Genomic DNA, 14,354 nt, shown 5'->3' on the forward strand with positions numbered 1-14,354 from the left:
TATTCGATATAGCCACTTCTGCTCATCTTCCGACTACATACACAGTAATGAATACGACTACCCACACCGCATCCACGAAATGCCAGTACCATGACAGGACGTCAGTTCGCTCGGCGTGCCGGCGATTCATATAGCCCATCATCGTGAAAATCATCACCAGCAGAATGAGTATCAGTCCAATAGTCACATGCAATGCATGTAAACCTACCAGTGTGTAGTAAGTCGTGCCGAACAGATTAGTTCGAATAGTCAGATGGTCAATATATATCAGCCGGCGCCACTCCATTGCCGTACCGATCATGAATTCGATACCCAAGGCGAGCGTCGCGAGCCACCAGATCCCGAACGCGCGAATCGATCCTGCTTGCAGCGCCCGCATCGCGAGCACGATCGTGATGCTGCTCGAGAGCAGGCAGATCGTGTTCACGATCGGCGGCGCGAGCACGTCCTTCGGCAGCGGCCCACTCAGATTTTTACCGATGTAAAAGACGTAGGCGGCGACGAAAATCGAAAAGAACACCGACTCGGTCAGAATCAGCACCAGGATGCCGACGCGGCCGCGCGATGGCAGTGTCGTCGTCTCGACCGGGCCCGCGCTATACGCTGAGGCGCCGCTGATTGCTGCTCCTGCGCTCATTCGTACTTCCAGTCCGGATCCTCAGGATGCTTCAAGTCCCACAGCGGCCGGCGGCTTCGCACCACCGGCAACTCAGCAAAGTTGTACTCGGGTGGCGGCGAACTGGTGGACCACTCGAGCGTCCACGCATCCCACGGGTCGTCGCCGGCCGGTTTTCCCGAGCGCAATGATCGAATCACATTGATCAGGAACATCAGGATGCCCGCCGCCTGGAAGATCACTCCGATCGAGGCAATCAAATTGATCGTGTCGAGGCCGCGCCCCGGCTGGTACGTATAGATGCGCCGCGGCATCCCGCGCAGACCCGCGAAATGTAGCGTGTCGAAGGTCATGTGGAAGCCGATCAGGAATAGCCAGAAATGCCATTTGCCGAGCCGCTCGCCCAGCATCTTTCCGGTGGCCTTGGGAAACCAATAGTAAATCGCCGCGAAGATCATGAATACTATCGCGCCGATCAATACATAGTGGAAATGTGCGACTACGAAGTAGGTATCGGTGAGTTGCCAATCGAAGGGCGCGACCGCCAGCATGATGCCCGTCAATCCCGCGATCAGAAACTGCGCCAGGAAACCGACGCTGAACATCATCGGTATTCTGAAACGGATCTTGCCGCCCCACATCGTGCCGATCCAGTTGAAGATCTTGATTCCAGTAGGAATCGATACCAGCATCGTTGACGCCGCGAAAAACGCGTTGCCCGCCGGCGCCATCCCGACCGAGAACATGTGATGAGCCCATACGCCGAGACTGATGAACGCGAGCGCGCACGACGCCGCGACCATCACCGAGTAGCCGAAAATAACCTTGCGCGAGAACACCGGGATGATCTCGTTGGCGAACGCGAAGGCCGGCAGCACCAGCACGTAAACCTCGGGATGCCCGAAGATCCAGAAGAAGTGCTGCCATAGAATCGCGGAACCGCCCGCCTGGGTATCGAAAAAATGAGCGCCGAGAAAGCGATCGAGCAACAGCATCGCTTGCGCGGCGGAGAGCGGCGGCAGCACGACGCACATCAGAAAAGACACTACCGCGGCGAGCCACACCAGCACCGGCATCTTGCGCAGCGTCATCCCTTCGCATCGCATGCAGAATATCGAAGTTAGTAAATTGATCGCGGTCGCAGTCGAACCGACACTAGTCAGTAGAATACTCAGTATCCAATAGTCAGTACTGTTGCCGCGCGAGAACGCCCGCTCCGTCAAGGGCGCGTACGCGAACCATCCGACGTCGGGCGCGCTGCCGGCGCCGTAGAGTCCATCGCCACCGATGTAGCTGAAGTAGAGCAGCAGGCTGCCGAATAGCCAGAGCCAGAAGCCGAATGCATTGAGGCGCGGAAACGCGAGGTCGCGCGCGCCGATCATCAACGGCACCAGGTAGTTCAGGAATCCCGTCAGGATCGGCATCCCGACCAGGAACACCATCGCGGTGCCGTGAACCGTCAGCAGGCGATTGAATACCTGCGGCGCGATGATTCCCGCGTTGGGAATCGCAAGCTGCAAGCGCATCGTGGCGGCCTGCAATCCCGCGATCAGAAAAAATACCAGTCCGCCTCCGATATACATCAGCCCGAGGCGTTTGTGATCGACCGTGACTACCCATTCATGCGCCCTGCCCAGGATCGGCAACGACGCGTGATCGGATTCCGCACTGAGCGCGATCCGATGTTCGATACTGCCTGCCATGCCGTTTCAGCTCGCCTTGCTCATCGAAGCGTCGCCAGGTACGCCACCAGTCCGTCGAGATCCTTCGGTTCGAGATTCATCGCCGGCATCAGCGCGCCCGGCTTCATCTCCGCAGGATCGTGCACCCAGATTTTCAGATGCTCCGGCGTATTGATCGCCACGCCCGCGCCGAGCGTCTCGCGGCTCATCAGATGCGTGAGATCGGGCCCGAATGTCCCGTTGGCCGCGGTGCCGCGAATCGCGTGACAGTTCACGCACGCGGTCGATTCGAACACCGCGCGGCCGCGCGCCACCGACGCATCCTGCACCGGCGCCTGCTTCTCCGCCTCGGCCCAGCGCTGAAAATCGCCGCGCGGCTCGACGATCACTCTGAGCAGCATCATCGCGTGCTCGGTACCGCAGAATTCAGCGCATTGCCCGAGAAACGTCCCCACTTCATGCGGATCGATCCACATCGTGTTGCGATGATTCGGGATCGCGTCGGTCTTGCCCGCCAGACGCGGCACCCAGAAGCTATGCGCGACGTCGGCCGACTCGAGCACGATGAAAGTCGGCGTCGGATTCGCCGGATCGCTCTGCGGCACGTGCAGTTCGTTGGCCGTCACGATTCCCAGATCCGGATACTGGAACTCCCACCACCACTGATGCCCGATCACGCGCACGTTGATCGCACCCGGTGGCCGCGGCGCCGCCTGCACCGTATAGATCGTCCGCGCCGTGATCAGAATCAGCACGAACACGATGATCGCGGGCACTGTCGTCCACGCGAACTCGATCGGATTGCTGCCGTAAACTTGCGGCGGCTCGCGGCCGTCATCGTCGCTGCGCGCGCGGAATCGGACCACACTGTAAACGATCAGGCTGCCGACGATCAGAAAGATCGTGCCGGTGATCGCAAGCGTGAAGAACGCCAGTGTGTTGATATCGCTAGCCGGCGTCGATACTGGACTGAAAATGCTGCTCGGCGGGATTTTGGAGTTCGCGTCCCCCATCCCCCAATCGTTCGCAAATGCCCGCGAGGCTGCGGCGAGCATCGCAGCAATCCCCAGCAACCAGCGCTTCATCATCATCGACGAGCTTCTTTTCAGGGCCGCACGACCTCGGGTCATTCAGCGGCATTCGAGCGCGCGACTCACGCTCGGCCCCGAGCATCACTATCACAAAAGAATTTTGATTCCTAAAGGAACCGTTGCGGGAAGGTTGCGGGATCGAAGCTAATTGGCGCTGCTGATCAGATTTTGCTGATCGCCGTGCGGCAGAATCATCACCTCGGACATTCGCGTCTCGGTGTCGAGCCGCACGATATAAGCCGGCAGGCCCGACTGCGTCACGCTGACGTCGGTATGCGCATCGCAGCCGCATCGCGCCGCAAACGCGTCGTTGATGATCGCGAGCTTGTCGAGATTGAGCGCCGCCAGCTTGAGGCCCGCGCTATCGATCGATAATTTCAGCCGCGACTTCTTGAGCTCGAGATTCGACGCGAGCGGTGTCCCCGAACCCTTCGCCGTCCGCTCGATCCAATTGCGAAACTCCGCGTCGTTCATGTGCCGGACGTCGGGATAGGTCTTGCGAAGTTCCGAAATCGCCGCGTTGAGATTGCGCTTGCTCGGATGCGAATCGCTGAGCGTCTGCTCGTCCGCCAGATCCCAGATGTCCTTCGACCACTCCGCGAGCACCGCCGGATCGGCGCCGGGCACGCTGCGATAGTCCATCGCCGCGCGCTCCGCTCCGGCGAGATCGCGATCGGCCAGCGCCGCCTGCACCTGCTGCGTATCGATTTGCCTGCTCTGTTCATTCAACTGCGCCATGATCGCGCCGCTCTGACTCCCCGCCTCGCTCATCGCGGCGGCGCACGTTCGTCGCTGCTCCGCCAGCGAGACCGTCGGACGGCCAACCATGAAATCCGCGAGACAGAGGTCGTCGTTGGTTTCGCGGCGCTCGCTGGGAGTGAGGTCCTTGCGCGAGGACAGCGCGATTAATTCCTGCCGCGCCGCCATAAAATTGCCAGCCGATATATGGCTTCGAGCCGAGCTTAGCAACGACGGCGCGCACCCCGGCAACGCCGCGAGTACGGCCAGCAGGATCGGCAATGCGAGCGCAGTTCGGCGCCTCAGAACCCGGCTGCCGATTACGTCGCACCTGCAGAACATAAGTCAATTATGCGACATCCAGATGCACTTTGAATAGGGTTGCGACGTATCTTTCGACGCCATCCTGGAGGCTCCCTGAACCGTCGCGCCGACGCGGTTCGCGATTGTGTCGCAGCTTCTGACGGCGCCATCTTGCTAGCTGAGATACCCGCGGAACTGTCGATGGCACGAGTGGTGCTTTTCAACGTCCGCGACTCCTCGGCTAACTCCGAGGCCAGTGCCAAACCACTCGAGGTTTACGCCCATTAACGCCCACCAATCGAAAAGACGGTCGCCGACGCCGCCGACCGCGAGCATCGCGGCGCGACGCGAACACGGCCAGACCATCCTGATGTTCGCCATATTGCTGCCGATCCTGCTCGGCGTGCTGGCCTTCGGCGTCGATCTCTCGGTGTTCTACTTCACCTGGTCAAGAATGCAGTCCGCCGCTGACGCCGCGGTGCTCGCCGCGGCCTCTGCGCTGCCGGCTGACGCCGCAAAGGCCAAAACCGTCGCCACGAGTTACGCCGTCACCAACGGAGCGCTCGTGAGCGAAATCGCAACCCCGGTCGTCGCCGCCGACGGCCTCTGGGTATCGATCACTTTGACGCGGCAGGCGCCGTTATATCTGGCTCGGGTGCTCGGGCTGAATACCGCGCCGATTACCGTCAGCGCCAAGGCCGCGCTGCAGAATACCGGCTCGGCGACGGGTGCTTTGCCGCTCGGCTTATCCAGCCAGACCACCTACGCACTCGGACAAACCATCGCAATTCACAAGTCCAATGATGTCGGTCCCGGCAACTGGGATTCCTTGGCCCTCGGATGCACTGGCGCGTCGTGCCTCGCCAATAACCTGGCCAACGGATACTCGGGAACTCTCACCGTCGGACAAGTGGTGAGCAGCGAACCGGGCGGTGCCGTAGGGCCTTACAATTCGGCTATCAACGCGCGCATCGCAGCCGGCGCCAGCAGCGATCCCGGCGGCACCTGGAGCTCTCACACTCTCGACGACCAACGCTTGGCGATCGTGCCCGTGATGGATTGGACCGGATGCGAAGGTCGATGTCCTCTTACCGTGCAAGGATTCGCCGCAGTCTGGCTGGTCAGCCCGACCAGCCTCATCTTCATCGGCTCGGTCGTCCCTGGCTCGACTCCCAGCACCACCGCTGCCGCTTATGGATCCTATCGAGCGGTGCTCGTCCAGTAACTGTTGAACAACCACACGATACACAACGCTCGGTCTCAATCGATCTGGTGACCATTAGTGAACCACGCGATGTCCCGCGGAGATACGGCGATTGATGCAATTTGGGTCACTGCGCCGAATCGTCTTCACGTATTCACGGCCGTTCCAGTCCGTCCGCGTCTGGTACGGCAGGTGCACGAATGGTCCTCAGGAACGAGCCACGCAAAACGCTCGAAAGAGCCAGAGGGAACGAAAGAATGAACTACCTGACCAAACTGTTTGTCGCTGTCCGCGCGCAGCGAAACGGCCAGACGATGACCGAGTATGTGCTCATCCTCGCCGCCGTCGCCGTCGCCGGAATGACCGCTTACACGCTGCTCGGCGGCAAGATCACCAGCGAGATCGCGACCGTAACCGCAGCATTCTAGCCAACCGCGCAGTGCGGCGGGGATTCGACGACCCCCGTCGTCACTTGCGCCTGCGGCGCGCGCACAAGGTCATCCGATGCTCACGCGATCGAAAGACAGGAGCCCCGCACCGCGGCCGACTCGAGCGGCGAGCCGGCCCGCGCGCGGCGAACGCGGCCAGGCGATGGCCGAGTTTGCACTGATGGCGCCGCTGTTTCTTTTCATCGTTTTCCTCGGGATCACCTTCGCCGTGATCGGCCAGTCGGCGCTCGCGGTCAGCCAGCTCGCTTTCAACGGCGCACGTTATGCCGCGGTCAATCCCAATCTCACGTCGGCGGAAGTCCAGACTTACATCACGTCGGGCGCGATCGGCTCGCCTTCGATCACCAGCGGCGGCCATCTTACGGTCACGGTCGTGCAGGCGACTTTTGGCAACCCGGTGACGGTCACCGTCAGCTACGACATCTCGAGCAACCCGCTGGTTTCGTCGATGGCAACTTTGTTCAGCGGCCTGGGCTTTGGCCAAACCTTACCGACGACCCTTAGCGCCACGGAAGTCGTGATGAGTGAATGACGCCGCCGGCGAGTTGACTGTCCTGAATCGATCGGCAAGCGGCGAGGCGTGGAAACAGGGGAATCCGAATGCGACGAACTATGGCATTCATGTCGCTGGCCGCATTGGGCGCATTGCTGGCGGCCGCGGTGGTCTTCTCCGCGCTCAAGAAGCGCGAAGCCGAGGTCCAGCGGGCGCTGGCGCATACCGCGCAAGTAGTCGTCGCCGCCCATTCGATTCCGCTTGGCGCCAAGCTTCATCCCGCCGATCTCAAGCTCGCGCGATGGGCCCGCGACAGCCTGCCCGAGGGCTACTTCACCGACCCGCAGGCCGCGGTCGGCGCGTTTGCCCGCAGCCAGTTCTCCGCCAATGAACCGATCGTGAACGCGCGGCTGCTGATCGGCGACAAGGTCGGCGGCGTGATGCCGTTTCTGATCCCGCCCGGGATGCGCGCGATCTCCGTCGCCGTGGACGAAGTCGCCGATATCTCCGGCTTCGTGCAACCGCACACCCGGGTGGACGTCCTGCTCGCGGTCTCCGGCAACGGCCCGGGCGAATCGTCCTTCGCCCGCGTGATCGCGCAGAACATCGAGGTCCTCGCCGTCGCGCAGGAGATCGAGCGGGTCAAGGACGAACCCGAGGTCGTCAAGGAGGTCACCCTCCTCGTAACGCCCGTCGAAGCCGAAAAACTTACGCTCGCCACCCGCGAAGGAACCATCCGGCTCGCGATGCGCAGTTACGCCGACAACAAGATCGTCGCGACCAGCGGAATCGCGATCGACGATCTGATGCGTCACGCGCGCACCGACGTTCCCCTGATGGAAAAACAGCCCGTCGCACCGCCCGGACCGCGACCCGTCGCGCGGCGAGCTCACGGCCCGGCGCCGCTCCATATCGAAATCCTGCGCGACGGCAAATCTTCCGAAGCATTTTCCTTTATCAATTCAGCCGTGGTCGGACATTCGGGCGGCGCCGATCGCGATTCGCCGCCGGCTTATGCGCCGCCTCCGCCAGCCCTCTCGCCCGACGACGCGCCATCCGCCGCGCCCGCCGCAATGCGCTCCGCGACGTTTACCGGCGCGCCGAATCCGGCGCTCGCCGCGATGCTCGATCCCGCTCGCGCGGACTCGCCGCCGAAGCCCGCGCCCGCGCTCCGTCCCGGCGACACCGGCTACGTCCCGGCGCCCAAAACTCTCGCCATCGGTGCCGAATGAGAATCATGAAATTTCACCAAATCGCACGGCTCGCTCTCGCGAATCGCCTTCCACTGCTCATCTGCGGAGTGCTCATTGCCATTGCACCCGCTCCAGCGCTCGGACAACCCGCGCCGATCGCCGTCTCGATCAACGCCGGCGAATCTTTCTCGATCGATCACATCAAGGCGGGCGCCACTCCTGCCATCAGGGTTCTGCAGAATCCCTATGCCCTGGTCGTCAACGCCGTCAGCCCGCACAAGCTGGTTCTGATCGGCGCCGAAGCGGGCCGATGGGCGATCGACGTCACTGAAGATTCGGGCCGCGTCGCCACCTACGATGTTCGGGTCGCCGCCATCGCGAAGCCGGGAGCGCCGCTGTCGCCGGGGTACGCGCCGCCCGCGAGTACCGACGCGAACCTGGCCCCCCGTCCCGGCGCCGGACTTGCCTCCTCGGGCGGTGACGCAGCGCCGCCCGCCAGCACCGACATGAACCTCACGCCGCGCGCCGGCGCCGGCTTGATCGCTCCGGGAACCGAGACCGCGCCGCCAGAGGTGGTCACAATTCCCGGCGCCGGGTCATCTGCGCGCCCCGACGATCGAGCGCCGACCCAGGACGCCTCGTGGAGTTTGCCGGCGCTGCCGTCGCGCTCGACGATCCCCGCGGTCGGCAATCAGTCCATCGGCAAGCTCGAAACGCGCGAAGGACAGTATCGCACCGATCCGTCGATCCTCGGCCCCGACTCCGGCTACACCACGGTTTCTGTCTCCGGCGGCAAGCATTACCTGCCCGACGACGCGGTCTCGGTGGTCGCTGGCAGTTCCGAGATTATCGACTTCAAGCGCCGCCTCACCCGGATTTCGATCGCAGATTCCAAAATCGCCGACGTCCAGGTGATCAATCCCTACCAGATCAACCTGATCGGCCATGCCCCCGGCTTCACCACCATCGCGCTGTGGGACGCCGACGGCAGTTACAACGAGCGCCAGGTGCGCGTCGATCCCAACGGCAGCCAGCAGGTCCTGCTCAACACCATCGTCGCCGAACTCGACCGCACCGGTATCGAGAATCAGGGCGTCAACGTATCGGTCGCCTTCCTGAATTCCGGCATCTCGTTCGTCAGCCTGCCCGGTAACGTCGGCACGCCGTACAGCGGTACGTCTTCGTCCCCCGGCTCGATCACCACGCTTCCGCCGGCCGGCAGGATCATCCCCATGCTGCTATCGCAGAACCTGACCTATGGCCTCGCGACGCAAGGCTCGGGCGTGGCGACGCAGAGCTTTTTCCAGTTCCTCGAGCAGCACGATCTCGCCCGCATCCTGGCCGAGCCGCATCTGCTGGCCAATTCGGGCGAGAAAGCAAAATTTCTCTCCGGCGGCGAAATTCCGATCGTGATCGCGCAGGCGCTCAACTCGACGATCGTCTTCAAGCAGTTCGGCACTTCGGTCGAGTTCATCCCGACCGTCGTCGGCCGCAACGATATCGAGTTGCTCGTCAAGCCCGAAGTATCGCAGCCCGATTACGCCCACGGCGTACAGTTGTTCGGCTTCACCGTGCCCGCCTTCGTGACCCGCCGGGCCGAAACGCTGGTGCGCCTCAAGGATCGGCAGACGCTGATCATTGCCGGCCTCATTCTCCACGAAAAACTATCGACCGTGCAGAAGGTGCCCTACCTCGGCGATATCCCCTATCTGGGCGCGGCCTTCCGCAGCACCTACTGGGAGAGCAAGGAAACCGACCTCGTGATGAGCGTGACGCCGGAAATCGTGCGGCCCTTGCCCGCCGCCGCGGAAGTCTTTTTGCCCGGCGCGCGCGGCCCGATGACCGAAGGCGAAGTCAAGACCAGGCAAATCAACCCGCCGGATCCGTCCCGGCCGCGCTTTTGACCCAAGCGGACGAAGGAAGCATCGGGCCCTATGGCAGGATTTGAAAGAAAAGATGAGCTGCGCCGCGTCATGAAGATCGTCCTGGTGGGCGACCCCGGCGAGCAGCGATCCAAATTGAAAGCCGTGCTCGGCACGATCGTCGATCCTCCTCTCCAGATTGTTGAAGGCGACCCTGCCGCCGCGCAGGAACTTATCCACAAGGGCGCGCCGCCGCCCGATGTCGTCGTGGTTGTTATCGACGGCAACGAAGATTCGTCGCTCAAATTTATCCAGGCGCAAGCGGCCATCTCGCCGCATCCGATGCTCTTCGCCGCGCTTTCCGCGCACTCGGCCGGCGTGATGAAGCGCGCGCTCCGCTCCGGCGCCGACGAAATCCTCCTCCTGCCCCTCGATCCCGGCGAGGCGACCCGCACCCTGCTCAAGATTACCGAGGCTCGATGGCGCAAGGAGCGCCGCGAAGGCGCCGTCGTCTGTTCCCTCGTCAGCCTGATCGGCGGCGTCGGCGTCACCTCTCTTGCCGCCAATCTGGCGCTGGCGCTGCAAGCGATGCATCAGCGGGCGGCGCTGGTCGATCTCGATCTGCAGTCCGGCGGCCTGGCCGTGTTCCTCAATCTGGATCCCGAGTTGACTATCATCCCGCTCGCGCGGCTCGACCGTAAGCTCGATTCGATTCAGCTCGAGTCGGCGCTGACCAAGCATTCGTCGGGATGCCACCTGCTGGCCGCGCCGAAACGGATCGAGGAAGGCGAGCTGGTGTCGGATATCACCGTCAACACCGTGCTCGACCTGATGCGCGAGCTGTTTGATTACGTCATCGTCGATTGCGGCGACCACGTGGACGAAAACTCGGTCTCCGCCTGGGAACATTCCGATCATCTGTTTTACGTGCTCAACCAGTCGATCGCGGCTACGCGATGCGCCTGGCGATTCATGGACTTATTCGAGCGCCTGCGGCTCACTTCGCTCGAGCCGCGCTTCGTCATCAATCGGTACAAGCAGGCGCATCCGCTCGGCCAGAAGGAAATCGAAACCGCGCTCACCAAATCGATCTACGCCACAATTCCAAGCGACGATCAGACCTTCGGACGAATCGAGATGACTGCGCGCGATCTGTTCCAGGTCGCCCCCGGCTCTCCCGTCGCGAAAGCCACGATGGCGCTCGCGAGCCGACTGATACCGCATGCCGAAGCGGCGGAAGCCGTGGCCGGCGGATTCGTCGCGCGCCTCGTCACCGCGCTTACGCCTTCGTTCGCTCGCTAGCAGGAAAAAGGCCGCATCACGAACGTGGAACGCACTCGCAACTCCGCACGCAGGTAACCGCAAATGGGACTCTCCGATCGATTGAACATCTCGAAAACCGGCGTCGCTCCCGATACAGGCTCCGCCTCCGGCTCGCTTATCGGCGTGACCGTACGGCGCCGCAAGGATGCCCTCGCGGACAGCTCGCGCCGCCTCAAAGTCAAAATCCACAACAAGCTCTTCGAAACTATTGACGTCTCCAAGCTCGAAGCACTCGAGCCCGCGATGGTCTCCGCCAAAGTCTCTGCCGCCATCAATGACATCCTGACCGAAAACGGCACTCTGCTGACCGACGCCGACCGCGGCCGCCTGGTCGAGGAACTCAAAAACGAGCTGCTCGGCCTCGGACCGCTCGAGCCCCTGCTGCAGGACGACGACATCACCGACATCCTGATCAATGGCCACAATCAGGTGTACGTCGAAAAACGCGGCAAGCTCTCCCGCAGCGACATCTCGTTCCAGGACGATCAGCACCTGATGCTCATTATCGATCGAATCGTCTCGCGCGTCGGCCGCCGCGTCGATGAATCATCGCCGATGGTCGATGCGCGCCTGCCCGACGGCTCGCGTATCAACGCGATCATCCCGCCGCTTGCGATCGACGGCCCCGCGCTTTCCATCCGGCGCTTCGGCAAGCATCGCTACGATATCGAATCGCTGGTCGAGAAGGGCGCGCTGACTCGCGACCTGGTCGATTTTCTGCAGGCGGTCGTCCGCGCACGCCTCAACGTGATCGTCTGCGGCGGCACCGGCTCCGGCAAAACCACGATGCTCAATTGTCTGTCCGCCTTTGTCCCCGAGAACGAACGAATCATCACCATCGAGGATTCCGCCGAACTATCGTTGCAACAACCGCACGTGGTCCGGCTCGAGACCCGCCCGCCCAATCTCGAAGGCCGCGGCGAGGTCACGCAGCGCGACCTGGTCAAGAACTGCCTGCGGATGCGCCCTGATCGAATCGTCCTCGGCGAGGTCCGCGGCGCCGAGGTCTTCGACATGCTGCAAGCCATGTCCACCGGCCACGACGGCTCCATCGCCACCATCCACGCCAACAGCCCGCGCGAATGCCTCGGCCGCCTCGAGATGATGATGCTCCTCTCCGGCTTCCTGATTCCGCAGCGCGCGATGCGCCAGCAGATCGCCTCGGCGCTGAACATAGTCGTTCACGTCAGCCGCCTGTCCGACGGCTCGCGCAAAATCCTCAAGATCTCCGAAATCAGTGGCATGGAAGGCGAAATGATCATGATGCAGGACCTGTTCGAGTTCGTCCGTACCGACACCAGCCCGGCGGGCGCGATCATGGGAAACTTCCAGCCCACCGGCATCCGCTCGACCTACACTCAGCGCCTCGACATCGCCGGTTACCACACCGGTCCAAAAGTGCTCTCTGACTTTGCACCCGGTGCGGGCCCCGCTCAGAGCGCGAGAATCCGATGACCACGCATGACCTGCTGATCGTCGGCGGCGCATTCGGCCTTACCCTGGTGGTCATGGCTTTTGTCTGGCTGCGCCGCACCGGCCCCGGCTCGGTCTCGACCGCCGTCATCGCGCGGATGTCACGGCCTGGCGGAGCCGTCGCCGGCGATATCAGACGCACCGATCGCCTGCGCAGCACCGGCAAGGAATTTCTGGCGAAGCTGTATCAACTCAACATGCTCCGGACGCTCGAGGAAAATATGTGGCAGGCCGGCATCTACATCCGCGTCGCCGATATCCTGCTGATAATCCTCCTGCTGTTCGGCGCGGGACTCTTCGCCGGCCGCCTGCTGCTCGACGACGCCTGGTTGTCGCTCGCTACCGCCTGCGGCGCTGGATTCCTGCCCCTGCTCTACATCCGCGTCCGCAAGAAACGGCGCCTCAAGGCGTTCGTTCAGCAACTCCCCTACGCGCTCGACATGATCAAGTCATCGCTCGAAGCCGGCCATACTCTGCTCCGCGCGCTCCAGGTGATCGTCACCGAATTTCCCGATCCTCTCGGCAGCGAATTTCGCTCCGCGATCGAGCAGAGCCGCCTCGGATTGCCGATGCCGCGCGCGATCGAGGAGATGCTCAAGCGCGTGCCCGAGGACGACCTCCGGCTGTTCGTCGTCGCCGTCCGGGTCCAGGCCGATGTCGGCAGTTCGCTCGCGGTGATCGTCGGACGGCTCTCCGAGATCGTCCGCACCCGCCAACGCCTCCAACAGCAAATCAAGGCGCTGACCGCGCAATCCCGCATGAGCGGCCTGGTCGTCGGGCTGCTCCCAATCCTGATGCTCGCTGCGTTCAGCGTGATCCAGCCGAGCTACACGCACACCCTTTTCTCCGATCCCAACGGAATCAGGATTATCAAGATCGCCGCGGTGCTCGATGTCCTCGGGTTCCTCTCGATCCGCCGGATGCTGCAGGTGAAGTACTGATGACAGCGATCTACGCGAGTCTCACCATCTTCTTTCTGGTCGGGGCGATCTCGCTCGCGCTCTACAACGCCCTCTACGGCAGCCATCGCGGACTCGAAGATCGCATCACCGAGATGGCGGTTACGATGCGCGTCTCCTACGGCAACGCCAGCGCCATTGATATTGAATCTCCCGGCTTTGCCCGCTCGCTCTTTTTGTGGGTGACCCGCAAAATTCCCGAACCCGCTTACAACACCCCCGAAGACCTGAAGCTCACGCAGACCCTCGTGCAGGCGGGCTTCGCCAGTCCCGAAGCGCTGCGCACCTTCCACTTCGTGCGAATCTCCGCGATCGTGCTGCTCGCCTTGGCAGCTCTGCTCTTATCCCGCTTACTCGGCCTCGACGGCGTCAGGAGTTTCATGCTGATGTTCGTCGGCGCCGGCGCCGGCGTCGCCATCCCCAACTACTACCTGAGCCACCGGGTAAAAAAGCGACGCCAGAGAATTGCCGCGCAACTCTCCGACGTGCTCGACCTGCTCGTCGTATGCGTCGAGGCCGGACTCGGCGTCGGCGAAGCGATCAAAATCGTCGGCGCCGAGACCCAGCGCCAGGGCCAGGAGATCGGCGTCGAACTATCCACCGTATCCGCCGAACTCGGCGCCGGCAGCACCCTTGCCGAGGCGATGAAGGGTTTCGCCGCGCGCACCGGCGTCGACGATATCAAGCCGCTCGCTTCCACCCTGGTCCAAAGCGAAAAACTCGGCGCGCAGATCGGTCCCGCGCTCCACTCCCTGTCCGACTCGATACGCAATACGCGGCGCACGCGCGCCGAAGAAGCCGCGGCGAAAACTACCGTCAAGATGCTCTTTCCGCTGGTTTTCTTCATTCTCCCCGCCATGATGGCCGTCATCCTCGGGCCCGCCATGATTCAAATCATGCACACCTTCTCCCATTAGCTTTTCACCGTGCTCTTGACGCGCGCCGTCCGGCTCAATATCGGTTCGATC

Annotated in this window: 13 protein-coding genes; 9 read left to right on the top strand and 4 right to left on the bottom strand. The window is 62.6% G+C overall.

Features of this window, described 5'->3' with window-relative positions:
- Window positions 1-22 precede the first annotated feature (22 nt).
- From Q7S58_RS08290 to Q7S58_RS08305, 4 genes are all read right to left on the bottom strand, one after another.
- The gene (locus Q7S58_RS08290) at window positions 23-637 is read right to left on the bottom strand and encodes a heme-copper oxidase subunit III (RefSeq protein ID WP_304823334.1); all 615 of its coding nucleotides are present in this window, start codon (window positions 635-637) and stop codon (window positions 23-25) included.
- On the bottom strand, window positions 634-2,319 hold the full coding sequence (gene ctaD, locus Q7S58_RS08295; RefSeq protein ID WP_304823337.1) for a cytochrome c oxidase subunit I: 1,686 nt from the start codon (window positions 2,317-2,319) through the stop codon (window positions 634-636). Before ctaD ends, Q7S58_RS08290 begins: the two co-directional genes overlap by 4 nt.
- A 20-nt stretch (window positions 2,320-2,339) precedes the next feature.
- Window positions 2,340-3,389 carry a cytochrome c oxidase subunit II gene (coxB, locus tag Q7S58_RS08300; protein ID WP_304823340.1) on the bottom strand — a complete coding sequence of 350 codons (1,050 nt, stop codon included), beginning with the start codon at window positions 3,387-3,389 and terminating at the stop codon, window positions 2,340-2,342.
- A gap of 144 nt (window positions 3,390-3,533) precedes the next feature.
- Window positions 3,534-4,316 carry a hypothetical protein gene (locus Q7S58_RS08305; RefSeq protein ID WP_304823343.1) on the bottom strand — a complete coding sequence of 261 codons (783 nt, stop codon included), beginning with the start codon at window positions 4,314-4,316 and terminating at the stop codon, window positions 3,534-3,536.
- Between the two features lie 370 nt (window positions 4,317-4,686).
- Between Q7S58_RS08305 and Q7S58_RS08310 the strand changes: the two genes are divergently transcribed.
- The 9 genes from Q7S58_RS08310 (at window position 4,687) to Q7S58_RS08350 (ending at window position 14,303) form a co-directional block, all read left to right on the top strand.
- Window positions 4,687-5,655 carry a pilus assembly protein TadG-related protein gene (locus tag Q7S58_RS08310; protein ID WP_304823346.1) on the top strand — a complete coding sequence of 323 codons (969 nt, stop codon included), beginning with the start codon at window positions 4,687-4,689 and terminating at the stop codon, window positions 5,653-5,655.
- Window positions 5,656-5,891: 236 nt separating this feature from the next.
- A complete protein-coding gene (locus Q7S58_RS08315) occupies window positions 5,892-6,062 on the top strand; it encodes a Flp family type IVb pilin (RefSeq protein WP_304823349.1) in 171 nt (56 codons plus the stop codon).
- Window positions 6,063-6,225: 163 nt separating this feature from the next.
- On the top strand, window positions 6,226-6,615 hold the full coding sequence (locus Q7S58_RS08320; protein ID WP_304823352.1) for a TadE/TadG family type IV pilus assembly protein: 390 nt from the start codon (window positions 6,226-6,228) through the stop codon (window positions 6,613-6,615).
- A gap of 68 nt (window positions 6,616-6,683) precedes the next feature.
- The gene (cpaB, locus tag Q7S58_RS08325; RefSeq protein ID WP_304823355.1) at window positions 6,684-7,808 is read left to right on the top strand and encodes a Flp pilus assembly protein CpaB; all 1,125 of its coding nucleotides are present in this window, start codon (window positions 6,684-6,686) and stop codon (window positions 7,806-7,808) included.
- A 5-nt stretch (window positions 7,809-7,813) separates the two neighbouring features.
- Entirely contained in the window at window positions 7,814-9,673 is a 1,860-nt protein-coding gene (locus Q7S58_RS08330) for a type II and III secretion system protein family protein (protein WP_304823358.1), read from the top strand.
- Between the two features lie 30 nt (window positions 9,674-9,703).
- Complete coding sequence (locus Q7S58_RS08335) at window positions 9,704-10,933, top strand: AAA family ATPase (RefSeq protein WP_304823361.1); 1,230 nt, start codon at window positions 9,704-9,706, stop codon at window positions 10,931-10,933.
- Window positions 10,934-10,996: 63 nt separating this feature from the next.
- Window positions 10,997-12,409 (top strand): CpaF family protein, encoded by a 1,413-nt coding sequence (locus tag Q7S58_RS08340; RefSeq protein WP_304823364.1) that lies wholly within the window; start codon window positions 10,997-10,999, stop codon window positions 12,407-12,409.
- On the top strand, window positions 12,406-13,368 hold the full coding sequence (locus tag Q7S58_RS08345) for a type II secretion system F family protein (protein ID WP_304823368.1): 963 nt from the start codon (window positions 12,406-12,408) through the stop codon (window positions 13,366-13,368). The genes Q7S58_RS08340 and Q7S58_RS08345 overlap by 4 nt, the downstream gene beginning before the upstream one ends.
- On the top strand, window positions 13,368-14,303 hold the full coding sequence (locus Q7S58_RS08350; protein ID WP_304823372.1) for a type II secretion system F family protein: 936 nt from the start codon (window positions 13,368-13,370) through the stop codon (window positions 14,301-14,303). The genes Q7S58_RS08345 and Q7S58_RS08350 overlap by 1 nt, the downstream gene beginning before the upstream one ends.
- The last annotated feature ends 51 nt before the right edge of the window (window positions 14,304-14,354 follow it).

It is taken from the genome of Candidatus Binatus sp. (assembly GCF_030646925.1).
Lineage (GTDB): Bacteria > Desulfobacterota > Binatia > Binatales > Binataceae > Binatus.